The sequence below is a fragment of the Serratia quinivorans genome (assembly GCF_946227985.1).
GTDB lineage: Bacteria > Pseudomonadota > Gammaproteobacteria > Enterobacterales > Enterobacteriaceae > Serratia > Serratia quinivorans_A.
Genome location: NZ_CAMKGL010000005.1, coordinates 243377 through 260700 on the forward strand (window position 1 = coordinate 243377; position 17324 = coordinate 260700).

Consider the following 17324-nt stretch of genomic DNA (forward strand, 5'->3'; position numbering starts at 1 on the left):
TGCGCCCCGTTCTATTCATTCAGCAATACCTATCCCACTAAACTGCAAAAACCGCTCGGCGGTTCTGGACAGCGGCTGCGGCCATACGCAGTACACCTGTCGCCGTGGACCATCCTCGATCGGGATCGACACCAGCGAACCCAAACGCTGCGCCGTCGAGATGGGCACAATGCCTGCCGCCAACCCACGCCGCACCAGATTTTCCAGCCATTCGATATGGTCAATTTCAAAACTGACATGCCGCTTGATACCTGCGGCCTGAAACGCACGGTCGGTCTGCCGCCGGGCACCGGTCCCGCTGTAAAAGTCCACCAGCGGTACTTCTGACAGGGTTTGCAGATTGACCCGTTGACGACTGGCCAGCGGATGCTGCGTCGCCACCAGTGCGACCAGCGGCTCATCGGTTAGCTGCCGATGCGACACCGGCAGCATATCGATATCCCCCGGCCAGAGACCAACAAACGCCACGTCCGTTTTTTGTTGGCGGACGTCTTCCAGCAATGCTTCGCTCATGCCCACGTACAGCCGGATATTCACCGCCGGATAATGGCGATGAAAGTTGCCCAGTTTTTCGGTCAGATCAATCGCGTTTATGGTTGAAATAGTGCCGATGGTCAGGGTGCCGGATACCGTACCGCTGGCGGCAACCACCTCTTCCACCAGCGCCTGTTTCGCCGCCAGCAGCCGTTGCGCCGGTTGAATAAACGCCTGCCCTGCGGTGGTCAGCCTAACACGCCGCGAGGTGCGTTCGAACAATGTACAGCCCAGTTCCTCTTCCAGTTTGGCGATCTGGTGGCTCAGAGCAGACTGCACCGTATGGCAGCGCTGCGCCGCCCGGGTAAAGCTCTGCTCTTCGGCTACCGCCAACGCAAAGCGTATCTGTTTCAGGTTCATGGCATCTATCGCAAAATGAGATTGATCAAATGAAAATTATACATTGGATTCACCGGCTGTCGTGCCCGATACTTCGGCTAACTTTTCCCTGTGATTAATATCTTATGAGCCAACAACATTCACAGCCGGGTCTCAGCCCGGCGCTGATCGTGCTGATCGCCATCGCCACCGGTCTGGCCGTCGCCAGTAACTATTACGCCCAGCCGCTGCTGGAAACCATCGCTCAGAACTTTGATTTGTCGGTTAATCAGGCCGGCTTTATCGTCACGGCTGCCCAGTTGGGCTACGCCGTTGGCCTGCTGTTGCTGGTGCCACTCGGCGATATGTTTGAACGCCGCGGACTGATCGTCTTTATGACGCTGCTGGCGGCGGGCGGCATGCTGATCACCGCCAGTTCCACGACCTTGCCGATGATGATCCTCGGTACCGCACTCACCGGGCTATTCTCGGTGGTGGCGCAAATTCTGGTGCCGCTGGCGGCCACCCTGGCCCATCCGGAGAAACGCGGCAAAACCGTCGGCATTATTATGAGCGGCCTGCTGCTCGGTATTCTGTTGGCACGCACCGTGGCCGGAGCGCTGGCGTCAATCGGCGGCTGGCGCACCATTTACTGGGTCGCCAGCGTACTGATGATCCTGATGGCGCTGATCCTGTGGCGCGCACTGCCGCGTTACAAGCAGCATTCGGGGCTGAATTACCCGCAGTTGCTGAAATCGATCTTCACCCTGTTTTGCGGTACCCCCCTGCTGCGTACCCGCGCGATACTCGGGGCGCTGTCGTTCGCCAATTTCAGCGTGCTGTGGACCTCGATGGCCTTCCTGCTGGCGGCACCACCGTTTGGTTATTCCGAAGGGGTGATTGGCCTGTTTGGCCTGGTCGGCGCGGCTGGCGCATTGGCGGCTTCACGCGCCGGGCATTTGGCGGATCAGGGCAAGGCCGGTTTAACCACCACCGTGGGCCTGGTCCTGCTGCTGCTTTCCTGGATACCCATCGCTTTCGCTAAACAGTCCTTGTGGGCGTTGATCGCCGGTATTCTGATCCTTGATTTGGCCGTACAAGCCGTACACGTCACTAACCAAAGCGTGATTTACCGGATTATGCCGGAAGCGCGCAACCGCCTGACCGCCGGCTACATGACCAGCTATTTCATCGGGGGGGCGCTCGGCTCACTGCTGTCTGCCTCGGCCTATCAACATGCCGGCTGGACTGGCGTTGCCGCGGCCGGGGGCGTTTTGTGCCTGCTCAACCTGCTGACCTGGTGGCGCGGCAAGCACCATGATCCGCAAGGACCGGCGACAATCTGATTAGCAAGCGAATAGTCATATTAGGAATTTATTAGCGCCGCAGGGTATAAACATTATTCACTCTCTGGTAATGTTCTGCAGATGAACTATTGATCTCTCTATCCTGCGACACTCATAAACATGCAAAGCCAAGCTGCAGAAAACCTCAATCCCCCAGCCGTCAGTTCTACCTTCACCCACGGCATCGTCGACAGTTTACCGATCGTCATCGGCTATGTGCCGGTGGCCTTTGCCTTTGGCCTGAGCGCCGTTAAGCTGGGGTTCTCCCCACTGGAGAGCATCTTCTTTTCCTGCGTTATCTATGCGGGTGCCAGCCAGTTCGTGATCACCGCCCTGCTGAGCGCCGGCATGTCGCTGTGGGTTTCCGCGCTGACCGTGATGGCCATGGATATTCGGCATCTGCTGTATGGCCCCGCTCTGCGCCACCGCATCGTCTCACGCATGTCGGGCGGTAAAACCGCACTCTGGGCCTTTGGCTTGACCGACGAAGTATTCGCTGCCGCTACCGCCAAACTGATGCGTAATAACCGCAGTTGGAGCGAGAACTGGATGCTCGGCATTTCACTGTGCTCCTGGCTGTCGTGGGTGGCAGGTACCGCCATCGGAGCACTGTTCGGTAACGGGCCGCTGGAGCAATACCCGGTGATTGAAGCCTCACTGTCCTTTATGCTGCCGGCGCTGTTCCTCAGCTTCCTGCTGGCCGCCTTCAGGCGTCCACAAAGCCTGACTATCCTCGCCGCACTGGCTGGCGCGCTGCTTGGCGTGGTGCTGTTTTCCATTCCCGTCGCCATTTTAGCCGGCATCAGCGCCGGCTGTATTGCCGCCCTGTTCCAACCCACCGCAACGGAGGCCATCGATGAACACTGATGTGGTGGTGATTGGCCTGGTGGTCGGTTGCGCTAATTACCTGTTCCGTTACCTGCCCTTACGCCTGGCACCGGCGCGTGCCCAACCGGGCATTAAACGCGGTAAAACCGCGCTGTTGCTCGACAGCATTGGTATCGCCTCCATTTGTGCACTGTTGGTGGTATCCAGCACGCCGATGGTGATGCGTGAACCGGACAAGCTGTGGCCGACGCTGGTCGGTTTCGCCGCCCTGGGGCTGTGCTTTTACCGCAGTAAAAGCATCATTCTGTCTACCTTGAGCGGTGCGCTCGCCTTTGGCATCACGTTAAAAATATTTATGATTTTCGGTCCTGCCAGCCTTTGATTTTATCCGTCCCCCCCATTCTGAGCTGTCGATCGCGAATGGGGCGTTGACAAATAACTTACAAATGACACGAATTGCTAAATTATTCGCACGGCTGAAGATTTACATTATTAATCACTATCGTTACTATCTCGAACGAAATTAATGAGGCCCCAAATTATGGAAAGCTCGTTTACTCCCATTGAACAAATGCTTAATTTCCGCGCAAAACGTCAGAAAGATTTTCCTTATCAGGAAATTCTGCTGACCCGGCTGTGCATGCACATGCAAAGCAAGCTGCTGGAAAACCGCAATAAAATGCTCAAGGCACAAGGGATTAACGAAACACTGTTTATGGCGCTGATTACTCTGGATGCGCAGGAGAATCACAGCATCCAGCCTTCTGAGCTAAGCTCTGCTCTGGGCTCGTCACGCACCAATGCCACGCGGATTGCCGATGAACTGGAAAAACGCGGCTGGATTGAACGCCGGGAAAGCGACCATGACCGTCGTTGCCTGCATTTGCACATGACGCCGCAGGGAGAAGAGTTTCTCAACCAACTGCTGCCACCGCAGCACAAATGTCTGCATTTCCTGTGGTCCACGCTGAACGATGATGAACAGCAACAGCTTGAACAGCTGACGCGCAAGCTGTTAACGCGTCTGGACCAGATGGAAGTTTCAGGACAGTTATCCCAATAATTTCTGTTCAGGTAACCTACTATGCGATCCCCGTTTAACTGGAGATTCACCCCGCTGTTCGCCGTATTGCTGCTGGCCGGGTGCGCTTCTACCGACAATATTGCCCCGCAATCCACCCTGATGGACTCGCAGAGCCTGCAATTGTCACAGCCGAAAGTCAGCTCGCTGAACGTTAGCCCACAGTGGTGGCGTTCGCTCAACGATCCGCAGCTCGACAGCCTGATGACCCAGACGCTGCAAAGCTCACCGACGCTGAGACAAGCCGCCGGGCGCGTGCGCGAAGCGCAAAGCGTGGTGGGTGAAGCCAGTGCAGCCAACGGCCCGAATCTGGATCTGAACGCCAGCAGCAACCGCCAGAAAGTCCCGCAAAACGTCAACTTGGGATTGGGTTATCCGCATAAGCCGATCTACGAGAGCTCCAACTCGCTGGGGCTGAATCTTGCCTATGAATTTGACTGGTGGGGTAAATACCGCAATCAGGTTAACGCCGCCAAGGCGCAGGTCGATGCGGCCCGCGCCGAGCAGGAACAGGCTGCGCTGACGCTGACCAGCTCGGTGGCCTCCGCCTATTTCCAGCTGCAGAGCAATTTCGCGCTGGAAAAACTGCTGCAACAGGAAGTCGACAACAACCAACGCCTGACGGATTTGCGCCAACAACAATATAAAGCCGGCATCACCGGCGTGGATGTTCCGCAACAAAGCCAGGCGCAGGCCGACGGTGCCAAGCAGCAGATCCTGCAGCTGCAGTCGCAGATTGAACAACTAAGACACCAGTTGGCCGCATTGGCCGGCCAGGGACCGAGCGCGATGCAGCATCTGCGCCCGGTGGCTCTGCCCGCCAGTAATCTGATGGCGCCAAAAGGTGAACTGACCGCCGATCTGCTGGGCAAACGCCCGGATATCGCCGCGCAGCGTCAGTTGGTGGAGTCTTACAGCCAACGCGTCAGCGCCGCCCGCAAGGAATTTTACCCCAGCCTGACCATTTCAGCCTTTGCCGGCCTGACCACCACCAACACCAGTGGTACCAGCCCGAATCTGTTTGAAGCGGCCAGCCAGGCCTGGAACGTGATGCCGGCGATTTCATTGCCGATCTTCCACGCCGGTGCGCTGCGCAGCAAGCTGGGTGAGGAGTCCGCGCTGTATGACCAGGCGGTGGAGTCCTATAACCAAACCATCCTGAATGCCGTGCAGGAAACCGCCGATGCCATCACCGTCCAACAAAGCACTGCGCAACAGCAGCTGCAGGCGGCATCTGCGTCCCAATCGATGCAACAGGTGTACCGCGTCGCTAACGCTCGATACCAGGCAGGGATTATCGGGCGCGACCAGTTGTTAACCAGCCAGACGCAGCTCTTGCAGCAGCAACAGGCGGAACTGAATGCCAACAGCAACTTGCTGCAGGCGAAGATAGGACTGATCCGTGCGTTGGGCGGTGGCTATCAGGCCCCGGCCGCTGCGGATTCAAAAGCATAATAAAATCTACCCAAAATAGTTGGAACTGTATCCAGGCGGCAAGGGAACGAATCCCGAGGAGCTTACTCAAGTAAGTGATTCGGGTGAAGGAACGAAGCCAACACAGATACAGTTTCAAGTATGAAGGATAAAGAGAGCTTGGAGAACACCATGAGCGTAAGCGCGGAGACTCAGACCCCGCCACAACCTGTCGGCAAAAAGAAGCAGCGCAAGTTTTGGCTGCTGTTGATGACGGTTATTTTTATTGTTATTGGGGTGGCATATTTAGTGTATTGGTTCCTGGTGTTGCGTCATCATCAGGAAACGGACGACGCCTACGTGTCCGGTAACCAGGTGCAGATCATGGCCCAGGTGAACGGTAGCGTGAACAGCGTCAACTTCGACAATACCGACTACGTGAAGCAGGGGGATGTGCTGCTCACGCTGGATCCGACCGATGCCGAACAGGCGCTTGAACGCGCCAAAACCGGCCTGGCCAACAGCGTGCGTCAGACCCACCAGCTGATCATCAACAGCAAGCAGTATCAGGCCAACATTGCCCTGCGCAAGTCTGACCTGAGCAAGGCGGAGAACGATCTGAAGCGCCGCGTGGTACTGGGCAGCCTTGACGCTATCGGCCGTGAAGAACTGCAACATGCACGTGATGCGGTCGACAGCGCCAAAGCGGCACTGGAAGTGGCGGTTCAGCAATATAACGCTAACCAGGCAATGGTGCTGAACACCCCGCTGGAGCAACAGCCGGCTATCCAACAGTCCGCTGCGCAAATGCGTGACGCCTGGCTGGCGTTGCAGCGTACCAAAATCATCAGCCCGATCACCGGCTATGTGTCCCGTCGCAGCGTACAGGTTGGCGCGCAAATTGCCGCCGGTTCCCCGCTGATGGCGGTGGTGCCTGCCGATCACATATGGGTGGACGCCAACTTCAAAGAGACCCAGATCGCCAATATGCGCATCGGTCAGTCGGCCACCGTGGTCAGTGATATTTACGGTGACGACGTGGTGTACAGCGGCAAAGTGGTCGGTATCGATATGGGCACCGGCAGCGCCTTCTCACTGCTGCCTGCGCAGAATGCTACCGGTAACTGGATCAAGGTGGTTCAGCGTCTGCCGGTACGTATTGAACTGGATGCCAAGCAAATCGCCGATCATCCGCTGCGTATCGGTCTGTCGACGCTGGTGAAAGTTGACACCACCAATCTGGACGGCCGCGTACTGTCTGACGTGGTGCGTGACAAGCCGCTGTATCAGACCGACGCGCTGGCGTTGAACCTGGCACCGGTTAACCAGATGATCGCCGACGTGATCCATGCGAATGCCGGCTAAGCGCGTGGGAGGCTACCTTGGCACAGAAACCGCTTGAAGGTGCCCAGCTCGCCTGGATGACGGTCGCGCTCGCCATGGCGACCTTTATGCAGGTGCTGGACTCCACCATTGCCAACGTGGCGATCCCGACCATCGCGGGTAACCTCGGGTCTTCCAACTCGCAGGGGACCTGGGTGATCACCTCGTTTGGCGTGGCGAACGCTATCTCGATCCCGATCACCGGCTGGCTGGCGAAGCGCGTCGGTGAAGTGCGGCTGTTCCTTTGGTCCACCGCACTGTTCGTGCTCGCTTCCTGGCTGTGCGGCATCTCCAACAGCCTGGGCATGCTGATCTTCTTCCGCGTGATCCAGGGCGTGGTCGCGGGGCCACTGATCCCGCTGTCGCAAAGTCTGTTGCTGAACAACTATCCGCCCGCCAAGCGAGCGATGGCCCTGGCGCTATGGTCGATGACGGTGATCGTCGCGCCAATATTCGGGCCTATCCTCGGCGGTTACATCAGTGATAACTATCACTGGGGCTGGATCTTCTTCATCAACATTCCGATTGGCGCCGTGGTGATCCTGGTGGCGATGTCGACGTTGAAAGGCAGGGAAACCAAAACCGAGATCAAACCGATCGATACCATCGGTCTGGTACTGTTGATCGTCGGTATTGGCTCGCTGCAGGTGATGCTCGATCAGGGCAAAGAGCTGGACTGGTTCAACTCCACCGAGATAATAGTGCTAACGGTAGTGGCGGTAGTGGCGCTGGTGTTCCTGATTATCTGGGAACTGACGGACGACCACCCGGTGGTGGATCTGTCGCTGTTCAAGTCGCGCAACTTTACCGTTGGCTGCCTGTGTATCAGCCTGGCCTATATGCTGTATTTCGGCGCTATCGTGCTATTGCCGCAGCTGCTGCAGGAGGTGTATGGCTATACCGCTACCTGGGCGGGGCTGGCTTCGGCACCTATCGGGTTGATACCGGTATTGCTGTCGCCGATCATCGGCAAGTTCGGTAACCGGCTCGACATGCGACGGCTGGTGACCTTCAGCTTCATTATGTATGCCGTGTGCTTTTACTGGCGCGCTTATACGTTTGAACCGGGAATGGACTTTGGTGCTTCGGCGTGGCCGCAGTTTGTCCAGGGCTTCGCCATCGCCTGCTTCTTTATGCCATTGACCACCATTACGCTGTCCGGCCTGCCGCCGGAGCGTATGGCGGCGGCGTCGAGCCTGTCGAACTTTACCCGTACGCTGGCGGGGTCGATCGGGACGTCGATCACCACCACGCTGTGGACTCAGCGCGAGTCGCAGCACCACTCGCAGCTGGCGGAGTTTGTGAATCCTTACAGCCCGCAGTCGCAAGACATGTACCGGCAACTGGAACAGATTGGCATGAGCAAGCAGCAGGCGTCGGCCTATATCGCCAACGAGATCACCGCGCAGGGGCTGATTATCTCGGCTAACGAGATATTCTGGCTGTCGGCTGGGGTGTTCTTGGTCCTGCTGGCGCTGGTCTGGGTGGCGAAACCGCCATTCAGCTCCGGCGGTGGGGGCGGCGGCGCTCACTAAACAGTAGAAAGCAAAACGGGCACCCCAGGGTGCCCGTTTTTTTATTCTGCAAAGCCTTAGGCCTGGTTTTGACGCCACCAGTCAGCCAGCAAAATACCGGTCGCGACCGATACGTTCAGGCTTTCCACCTTGCCGGTACCGCCGATAGACACGTTCATGTCGCCCTGCTGCCAGGCACTGTCGCTCAGGCCATCACGTTCCTGGCCGAGTACCAGTACCATTTTGGCCGGCAGCTTAGCCTGCGCCAACGGAGTCCCTTTGTGGCTCGAGGTGGTGACGATGGCGTAACCCGCTTTGCGGAAGGTATCCAGCACCGACAGGAAGTCATCGGCGTTAATTGCCTTGATGTGTTCCGCACCGCCTTCAGCCGTACGCACCGCAGCACCTGATTCCAGCACCGCCGGATCCTGCAGCAACACGCCGTTCACGCCAAAGTGAGCGCAAGAACGCACGATAGCACCCAGGTTGTGCGGGTTGCCTACTTCTTCCAGCGCCAGCACGCAGTCTTTCGCCGGAGCTTCTTTCAGATAGGTTTGCGCATCCAGACCCTGACGCTTTTTAATCAGGAAGCAGACGCCGCCGTGGTGTTCGGTGCCGGACGCTTTGGCCAGCTCTTCTTCATCCACCACGTGATAGGCTTTGCGGTTTGCCGCCATCCAGCGCAGTGCTTCACGAAAACGTGGCGTGACCGACTGTACGAACCAGGCGCGGACGATAGCGTCCGGACGGCTGGCAAACAGGGCCTGACAGGCGTTTTCACCGTAAACACGGGTTTCTTCCGCACGCTGACGACGCAACTGCTCTGGATCGATAAAGCTCTTACCGCTAATGCCGCCATGATCAAACGCCGGCTCTTCTTCCGGGCCACGTGACACGGTTCTCCACGGCGAATCATAACCGCCACGGTCTTCAGTTTGCGCTGGACGGCGAGGACGGTCGCTTTCACTGCGGCGGGAATCAGAGCCAGAGCCACGGCGATCGTTATTACCGCGCGGCTTGTCCTGACCGGTACGGCCCGAAGAGCGCGCACCGTCTGCCGGACGGCCTTTGCCGGCCGGACGCTTATTCTTGTTACGGTCGTCGCTGTTGTTGTCGTCGTCACTGCGGACGTACATCACTTTAACTTTACCGTTCTTGCCACTAAATGAATCGTTCATTTTCTTCTCCACCAACGCGCAGGGCGCGAAGATTACCTGATGTTGGGGTGCTAAGCCACCTACTTGCGCTAAAAGCTAACAACTATCGTATTCATTGAACAAACCTCTTTGTTCATTGCCCTACTTTTAACGATAATAAGCAGCATTAAAGATACATATCCGCAACCCGAGTGCGGCATGTCGTGCATTCTCAGTATCCGAGGTCATCATGAATACAGTTTGTCCAGCTTGTAATGCCACCAACCGCGTGCCTGAAGAACGAGTGGCTGACGGCGCGAAATGCGGCCGTTGCGGCCATGCGCTCTTTGACGGCGAGGTGATCAACGCCACCGCCGCCACACTGGACTCGTTGTTGCAAGATGGCCTGCCAGTGGTGGTCGATTTTTGGGCGCCGTGGTGCGGCCCTTGCGTCAGTTTTGCCCCGATCTTTGAAGACGTCGCCGAGGAGCGCGCCGGCAAAGTTCGCTTCGTTAAAGTCAACACCGAGGCGGAACCTGAACTGAGCGCCCGTTTCCGTATCCGCAGCATTCCGACCATTATGCTGTTCCGCGAAGGGAAAATGGTCGACATGCTCAACGGTGCCATGCCAAAAACGCCGTTCGATAACTGGCTCAATGAACTAGTTTAACGCAGAAAGTCTATACCCGTCGCCTTTCAATAGGCGGTGTTGCCCATTGTCGCTGACACCGCCATGACGCAATCCAGCCCGAACGCTCCCGTCGGGCTTTTTTCTGCGTTACAATAGCGGTTTTCCCCGAGATCTTTATGACCGACAACGCCGTCCTTCGCCTGCGCCAATTTCGCCTGGAACGCTCTACCCGCCCTTTTCTGGCGCGTGGCAACCGCGTACCGCGTTGTCAGGGCTGCCTGCTACCCCATAAAAACTGCCTGTGTGACAGTATCCAGCCACAGCCTGCCGCCAGCCGTTTTTGCCTGATCATGTTTGGTGCTGAACCGCTGAAACCGAGCAATACCGGCCGACTGATCGCCGATATTCTGCCGGAAACCCAGGCATTTCTTTGGTCGCGCACCGAGGTTGACCCTGCCCTGCTGGCGGCGATTAACGATCCCGAGCGCCAGCCTTACGTGGTGTTTCCCGCCTCTTATGCCGCCCCGGAGCGGGCGGTATTCAGCGAATTGCCTGCCGGTGGCAAACCGCCGCTGTTTATTATGCTCGACGGCACCTGGACCGAGGCGAGCAAAATGTTCCGAAAAAGCCCATACCTCAATCAGTTCCCGGTGTTCTCACTCAATGTGACCGCCGCGTCGAATTACCAACTGCGCGAAGCCAGCCGCACCGAGCAGCACTGCACGGCCGAAGTGGCGGCAGCGCTGTTGCAGCAGGCCGGTGATCTGGCCGCCGCCAACGGGCTGGTCGAGCATTTTTACTATTTCCGTCAACAGTATCTGGCCGGAAAACCTACCCGCCCGGAGGTACCGGTCACAGCAAAGCCGTCGCAAAACGCCTAGAATCAGGCGTAACGTTGCCTAAAGGAGTCGTGCATGAGCCAGCGAGGGTTAGAAGCGCTTTTACGTCCTAAATCGATTGCCGTTCTCGGCGCTTCACAACAGCCCGGCCGCGCCGGTAACCTGATGATGAGCAACCTGCTGGCCGGCGGTTTCAACGGGCCGGTGATGCCGGTCACCCCACGCTACAAGGCCGTGTGCGGCGTGATGGCCTATCCGGACGTCGCCAGCCTGCCCATCAGCCCCGATCTGGCGATACTTTGTACCCATGCGCAGCGTAACCTGACATTGATTGAAGCGCTGGGCAAGCGCGGCTGCAAAACCGCCATTGTGCTCTCCTCCCCGCCGGAACAGTTCGCCGAGTTGAAAGCCTGCGCGCAGCGTTATTCGATGCGCCTGCTGGGGCCAAACAGCCTCGGCCTGCTGGCACCCTGGCAAGGCATTAACGCCAGTTTCTCACCGGTCCCCATTCTCAAAGGCAAGCTGGCGTTTATTTCCCAGTCCGCCGCCGTGGCCAACACCATTCTCGACTGGGCACAGCAGCGTGAAGTTGGCTTCTCCTATTTTATCGCGCTGGGCGATAGCCTGGATATTGACGTCGACGACCTGCTGGACTTTCTGGCGCGGGATAGCAAAACCAGTGCCATTTTGCTGTATCTGGAAAACATCAGCGATGCACGGCGCTTTTTATCCGCCTCGCGCAGCGCCTCACGCAACAAACCGATTCTGGTGGTTAAAAGCGGCCGCAGCCAGCAGGCCCAGCTGTTGCTTAACAGCCAACAGGGGCTGGATGCCGCCTACGATGCTGCTATCCAGCGCGCCGGTTTGTTGCGCGTGCAGGATACCCATGAGCTGTTTTCCGCAGTAGAGACCCTGAGCCATATGCACCCGCTGCGCGGCGAGCGGCTGATGATCGTCAGCAACGGTGCCGCACCGGCCGCTATGGCTTTGGACGAGCTGCTGGGCCGCAACGGCAAGCTGGCGCAGTTAGGGGACGAGATCCTGACGCGGCTTGGCGAGGCTTTGCCCGAGTTTATCCTCGCCGGCAACCCGATTGACCTGCGTGATGACGCAACACCGCAACGTTATCTGGCGGCGGTTAAAACGCTGCTCGACAGCCATGACTACGACGCCTTACTGCTGATCCACGCTCCAAGCGCGGCGGCCCCGGGCACCATTACTGCTGAACGTATTATCGAAGCGGTGCGTCAACACCCGCGTGGCAAACGCATTACGCTACTCACCAATTGGTGTGGCGAATACTCCTCGCAGGAAGCCCGACGGCTGTTTACCGAGGCTGGCATACCCACCTATCGCACCCCGGAAGGCGCGGTGACCGCGTTTATGCATATGGTGGAATACCGCCGTAATCAGAAACAGCTAAAAGAAACTCCGGCGCTCCCAATCGGCCTGACCGCCAACACCGCCGATGCCCACCGATTAATTAAACAGGCGCTGGCCGAAGGCGCTACGCAACTCGATACCCACGAGGTGCAATCGATTCTGCAGGCCTATGACCTGACCACGTTACCAACCTGGATTGCCGAAGACAGCGCCGAAGCGGTGCATATCGCCGAACAAATTGGCTACCCGGTAGCCCTGAAACTGCGTTCGCCGGATATTCCCCACAAGTCTGAAGTGCAGGGCGTCATGCTCTATTTACGCACCGCGACTGAAGTACAGCGGGCCGCAGAAGCTATTCTTGACCGGGTGAAACGCACCTATCCGCAGGCGCGTATTCACGGTTTGCTGGTGCAGAGCATGGCTAACCGCGCCGGGGCACAAGAGCTGCGTATTGCGGTGGAACAGGATGCCATTTTTGGCCCATTGATCATGCTGGGGGAAGGTGGCATCGAATGGCGACAGGAAAATCAGGTCGCGGTGGCGCTGCCGCCGCTGAATATGGCGCTGGCGCGCTATCTGGTATTGCAGGCGGTAAAAGGAGGTAAAATACGCGGGCGCAGCGCCCTGAGGCCGCTGGATATTCCCGGGCTGAGCCGCCTGTTGGTACAAGTCTCCAATCTGATCCTCGACTGTCCGGAAATCACCCGGCTGGACATCCACCCGGTACTGGCCTCCGGCAGCGAATTCACCCTGCTGGATGTTTCCATGCAGCTTGCCCCCTTTGTGGGCGACCCACAGGCGCGGTTGGCGATCCGTCCTTATCCCCATGAGCTGGAAGAAACCATTGGGTTGAAAGATGGTTCGCAATGCCTGTTCCGGCCGATCCTGCCGGAAGATGAGCCTGCGTTGAAACACTTTATCGATCGCGTAACCAAGGAAGATCTCTACTATCGCTACTTCAGTGAGATCAACGAGTTTACCCATGACGATTTGGCTAACATGACGCAGATCGACTACGATCGAGAAATGGCTTTTGTAGCAGTGCGTGATGAACAGATCATCGGCGTAACCCGCGCTCTGTCCGACCCGGACAATACTGATGCGGAATTTGCCGTGCTGGTGCGTTCCGATCTGAAAGGACTCGGTCTGGGACGCCAACTGCTGGAAAAAATGATCGCCTATGCCCGAGCCCATGGGTTGACCCGTCTGACCGGTATCACCATGCCGAACAACCGCGGAATGATCGGGCTGGCACAGCGATTGGGCTTTGGTATTGATGTGCAACTTGAGGACGGTATCGTTAATTTGACCCTGCCGCTGCAGGTGGAGGAAGCGCAGTGACCTGTGTCGCAATGCGCTACGAATCCACCACTTAACGCCAAAACATACGCACAATCGAGGCAACTAGTGGTATTATCGCCCGATTATTCGATTTATTGTTTTTCCGTATTTGGCGTTCAGGCCATCTAATCATGAGAGAAGAAGCGCACTGTGATGTTGTCAAAATTTAAACGTAGCAAACATCAACAACACCTTGCACAACTGCCCAAACTCCCTCAGACGGTAGCTGATGTACGTACTTTGTACACGCCGTCTGATTACCGCGCCACCCTGCTGGAATTAATCGCTAAGGCCACCCAACGCATTTATCTGGTCGCTCTGTATCTGGAGCACGACGACGCCGGGCGCGATATTCTCAACGCACTTTATCAGGCTAAGCAGCGGTGTCCGGAGCTGGAGATTTGCATTCTGGTCGACTGGCATCGTGCCCAGCGTGGGCGCATCGGCGCCGCGGCCGCCAATACCAACGCCGACTGGTACTGCTCAATGGCAGACCAGCATCCGGGGCTGCCGGTGCCGATATACGGCGTGCCGGTCAACACCCGTGAGGCCTTGGGCGTGTTGCACCTGAAAGGTTTTGTTGTCGACGATACCGTGATTTACAGCGGTGCCAGTATCAATGACGTTTACCTGCATCAGCATGAAAAATACCGTTACGATCGCTACCAACTGATCGCTAACGGTGAATTGGCCAATACCCTGGTCGATTACATCAAACAGCATCTGCTGACCGCCGGTGCCGTACAACGCTTGGATCGTGACGATCGCCCGAAAAGCCCCGAGATCAAAAACGAAACTCGCCTGTTCCGTTTCGGCCTACGCCGCGCCGGCTATCAGTTTCGCAACAACGCCAGCAACGATGAGCTGGCGGTAACTCCGCTGGTTGGGCTGGGTAAACAAAGCATACTGAACAAAACCATTCACCACCTGATGTCCAGCGCCGATCAGAAACTGACGCTGTGCACCCCCTACTTCAACCTGCCGGCGCTGCTGGTACGCAATATTATTTATCTGTTGCGCCAGGGCAAGCAGGTGGAAATCATTGTCGGTGATAAAACCGCTAATGACTTCTATATTCCGGAAGATCAGCCATTCAAAATCATCGGCGCGCTGCCTTACCTGTACGAAATCAACCTGCGACGCTTTCTCAGCCGTCTGCAGCGTTATATCGATACCGGTCAGCTGATTGTTCGCCTGTGGAAAGACGGCGATAACAGCTATCACCTGAAAGGCATGTGGGTGGATGACGAATGGCAGTTGATTACCGGTAATAACCTCAACCCACGCGCCTGGCGGTTGGATCTGGAAAATGCCATTTTGATCCACGATCCCAAGCAGGAAATGCGTGAGCAGCGGCATAAAGAGCTGGAGTGCATCCGCACCCATACCACCGTGGTGGGACACTATCTGGAATTGCAAAGCATCCAGGAGTATCCCATCAAAGTGCGTAAACTGATCCGCCGTCTGCGCCGTATCCGTATCGACCGATTGATTAGCCGTATACTGTAAGCGCGCTATAATTCAGCTATCGCAGACCCCGGCCCATGCCGGGGTTTTTTATGAGCCATGACAACAGGATGTTTTCATTATGCGCCCACTCCGCTGTCTGTTTGTGCTGCCCTTTATCCTGTTCACCAGCGGTTGCACCCATTGGGCAAATGACAGCTGGACCGGAAAAGACAAGGCGCAGCATTTTGTCTCTTCCGCTGTCTTTGCCGCCGCTGGTGCCGCTTATGGCGATCATCAAAACTGGAGTGAGGCTCGCAGCCGGAGCTTTGGCCTGATGTTTTCGATCGGGCTGGGTGCCGCCAAAGAGCTGTATGACAGTCGCGAAGGCGGCACCGGCTGGAGCTGGAAGGATTTTGCCTGGGATGTGGCGGGGGCGGCTACGGGGTATAGCCTGTACCACGCCACCCGCTGATTCACAGTTGGATCTCTTTCCCCTTGCGATGCAAGCGAAGTGAAACGATCAGCGCCAACAAACACATGCCGGAAACATACCAGAAGAAGGCATTCTCTATGCCATACGATTTCAGCGACAGGGCAACATATTCTGCAGACCCGCCAAACATCGCATTAGCCACCGCGTAAGACAATCCAACGCCTAGCGCCCGCACTTCCGGCGGGAACATTTCGGCTTTCAGCAGCCCGCTGATCGAGGTATAAAAACTGACAATAAACAGTGCCAGCACGATCAGACCGAATGCCGCATAAGGGTTGCTGACATTCTTCAAGGTTAACAGAATAGGTACTGTGAGTAAGGTGGCAAAAGAGGCAAAGATCAGCATTGAGCTTCGACGACCAATCTTGTCCGATAATGCCCCAACCAACGGCTGCAGCAGCATGTAGATAAACAGGGCCGCAGTCATAATACCGCTGGCCAGCTTGGCGTCCATTCCAGAGGTATTAACCAGATACTTTTGCATATAGGTCGTAAAAGTATAAAAACTTAGCGAGCCACCGGCGGTAAAGCCCAGCACCATCAGAAAGGCTTTACGGTTCTTCCACAACCCTTTCAGCGAACCGGCATCCTTATGGTTGCGGGTTTTGGCATCGGAGGTTTCATTTAGCGAACGACGGAGATATAACGCCACTACGGCCAATACCGCCCCTATCGCAAAAGGAATACGCCAGCCCCAGGCCTTGAGTTCGCCGGCAGAGAGGATTTGCTGCAACGCCACCAAAACCAGCAGCGCCAGCAATTGACCGCCAATCAGCGTGACATATTGGAATGATGCATAGAATCCGCGCCGCCCCTTTATGGCCACCTCGCTCATATAGGTAGCACTGGTGCCATATTCACCGCCAACCGACAACCCCTGGAACAGGCGAGCAACCAGCAGCAGCACCGGTGCCCAACTGCCGATCGACTCATAGGTCGGTAAACAGGCGATCACCAACGATCCAGCGCACATCATACAGACAGAGATCAGCATTGAGTTTTTACGGCCATGCTTATCGGCAATATACCCGAACAACCAGCCACCGATTGGCCGCATGAAGAAACCTGCCGCAAACACACCGGCCGTTTGCAGCAACTGGGTAGTGCTGTTGCCGGCGGGGAAAAACGAGGCGGCAAAGTAGATAGAACAGAAGGAATAGACGTAAAAATCAAACCACTCCACCAGGTTCCCTGATGAAGCCCCAACAATCGCGAAAATACGCTTCTTTTTGTCCTGAACCGCCAGATCGGCGACCCCTTCATCCTCAATGGCCGAGGTTGTTTCTGTCATTTTATATTCTCCGAGCCAGATAAACAGTGAAGTCGGCGTCCTGCCGTTTGAATGTGATTTAATTGTTAGTATTTGGTTAACAATTAAAACAAATAGCGGGCGAAGAATATAGCGTGATTTATGTGATGTGCATTGAAGAGTGGTCTGAAAATTGGTGGGATAACGGTCATTTATTTATAGCAGACAAAGTACAAAGCCCCATGCTTTCGCATGAGGCTTTGTACTTTGTTTGATGCCTGGCAGTGTCCTACTCTCGCATGGGGAGACCCCACACTACCATCGGCGCTACGGCGTTTCACTTCTGAGTTCGGCATGGGGTCAGGTGGGACCACCGCGCTATTGCC

General features: G+C 56.6%; 15 protein-coding genes and 1 rRNA gene. 12 read left to right on the forward strand and 4 right to left on the reverse strand.

Features of this window, described 5'->3' with window-relative positions; all coding sequences use genetic code 11:
- Positions 1–15 precede the first annotated feature (15 nt).
- Positions 16–894: a LysR family transcriptional regulator gene (locus OCH02_RS15725; RefSeq protein ID WP_261432017.1), complete on the reverse strand. Its 879-nt coding sequence runs from the start codon at positions 892–894 to the stop codon at positions 16–18.
- 104 nt (positions 895–998) lie between these two features.
- Here OCH02_RS15725 and OCH02_RS15730 point away from each other — a divergent pair, with 104 nt between their 5' ends.
- From OCH02_RS15730 to emrB, 7 genes are all read left to right on the forward strand, one after another.
- A complete protein-coding gene (locus OCH02_RS15730) occupies positions 999–2198 on the forward strand; it encodes an MFS transporter (protein ID WP_261432018.1) in 1200 nt (399 codons plus the stop codon).
- 120 nt (positions 2199–2318) lie between these two features.
- On the forward strand, positions 2319–3065 hold the full coding sequence (locus OCH02_RS15735) for an AzlC family ABC transporter permease (protein ID WP_261432020.1): 747 nt from the start codon (positions 2319–2321) through the stop codon (positions 3063–3065).
- A complete protein-coding gene (gene ygaH, locus OCH02_RS15740) occupies positions 3055–3408 on the forward strand; it encodes an L-valine transporter subunit YgaH (RefSeq protein ID WP_261432021.1) in 354 nt (117 codons plus the stop codon). Before OCH02_RS15735 ends, ygaH begins: the two co-directional genes overlap by 11 nt.
- A gap of 159 nt (positions 3409–3567) precedes the next feature.
- Entirely contained in the window at positions 3568–4089 is a 522-nt protein-coding gene (gene mprA / locus OCH02_RS15745) for a transcriptional repressor MprA (protein WP_012146447.1), read from the forward strand.
- Positions 4090–4110: 21 nt separating this feature from the next.
- A complete protein-coding gene (locus OCH02_RS15750; protein WP_261432022.1) occupies positions 4111–5562 on the forward strand; it encodes an efflux transporter outer membrane subunit in 1452 nt (483 codons plus the stop codon).
- Between the two features lie 150 nt (positions 5563–5712).
- Positions 5713–6885 carry a multidrug efflux MFS transporter periplasmic adaptor subunit EmrA gene (emrA, locus tag OCH02_RS15755; protein WP_261432023.1) on the forward strand — a complete coding sequence of 391 codons (1173 nt, stop codon included), beginning with the start codon at positions 5713–5715 and terminating at the stop codon, positions 6883–6885.
- 17 nt (positions 6886–6902) lie between these two features.
- Positions 6903–8438 (forward strand): multidrug efflux MFS transporter permease subunit EmrB, encoded by a 1536-nt coding sequence (gene emrB, locus OCH02_RS15760; RefSeq protein ID WP_012146450.1) that lies wholly within the window; start codon positions 6903–6905, stop codon positions 8436–8438.
- Positions 8439–8494: 56 nt separating this feature from the next.
- Here emrB and OCH02_RS15765 read toward each other — a convergent pair whose 3' ends face one another.
- Positions 8495–9595, reverse strand: a complete 1101-nt coding sequence (locus OCH02_RS15765; protein ID WP_261432024.1) for a tRNA/rRNA methyltransferase — start codon at positions 9593–9595, stop codon at positions 8495–8497.
- Positions 9596–9803: 208 nt separating this feature from the next.
- On the opposite strand from OCH02_RS15765, the gene trxC reads away from it, so the two are divergent.
- The 5 genes from trxC to OCH02_RS15790 all read left to right on the forward strand — a co-directional run bounded on the left by trxC (position 9804) and on the right by OCH02_RS15790 (position 15668).
- A complete protein-coding gene (gene trxC / locus OCH02_RS15770; RefSeq protein WP_012146452.1) occupies positions 9804–10223 on the forward strand; it encodes a thioredoxin TrxC in 420 nt (139 codons plus the stop codon).
- A 137-nt stretch (positions 10224–10360) separates the two neighbouring features.
- Positions 10361–11065 carry a tRNA-uridine aminocarboxypropyltransferase gene (locus OCH02_RS15775; RefSeq protein WP_261432026.1) on the forward strand — a complete coding sequence of 235 codons (705 nt, stop codon included), beginning with the start codon at positions 10361–10363 and terminating at the stop codon, positions 11063–11065.
- A gap of 33 nt (positions 11066–11098) precedes the next feature.
- Complete coding sequence (locus tag OCH02_RS15780) at positions 11099–13747, forward strand: bifunctional acetate--CoA ligase family protein/GNAT family N-acetyltransferase (protein ID WP_261432028.1); 2649 nt, start codon at positions 11099–11101, stop codon at positions 13745–13747.
- A 153-nt stretch (positions 13748–13900) separates the two neighbouring features.
- Positions 13901–15256 (forward strand): CDP-diacylglycerol--serine O-phosphatidyltransferase, encoded by a 1356-nt coding sequence (gene pssA / locus OCH02_RS15785; protein ID WP_261432029.1) that lies wholly within the window; start codon positions 13901–13903, stop codon positions 15254–15256.
- Between the two features lie 79 nt (positions 15257–15335).
- Positions 15336–15668, forward strand: a complete 333-nt coding sequence (locus OCH02_RS15790; RefSeq protein ID WP_261432030.1) for a YfiM family lipoprotein — start codon at positions 15336–15338, stop codon at positions 15666–15668.
- A 1-nt stretch (position 15669) separates the two neighbouring features.
- Here the strand turns inward: OCH02_RS15790 and OCH02_RS15795 are convergent, their stop codons facing one another.
- Complete coding sequence (locus tag OCH02_RS15795; protein ID WP_261432031.1) at positions 15670–16980, reverse strand: MFS family transporter; 1311 nt, start codon at positions 16978–16980, stop codon at positions 15670–15672.
- 234 nt (positions 16981–17214) lie between these two features.
- Positions 17215–17324 (reverse strand): 5S ribosomal RNA (rrf, locus tag OCH02_RS15800); the annotation flags it as partial.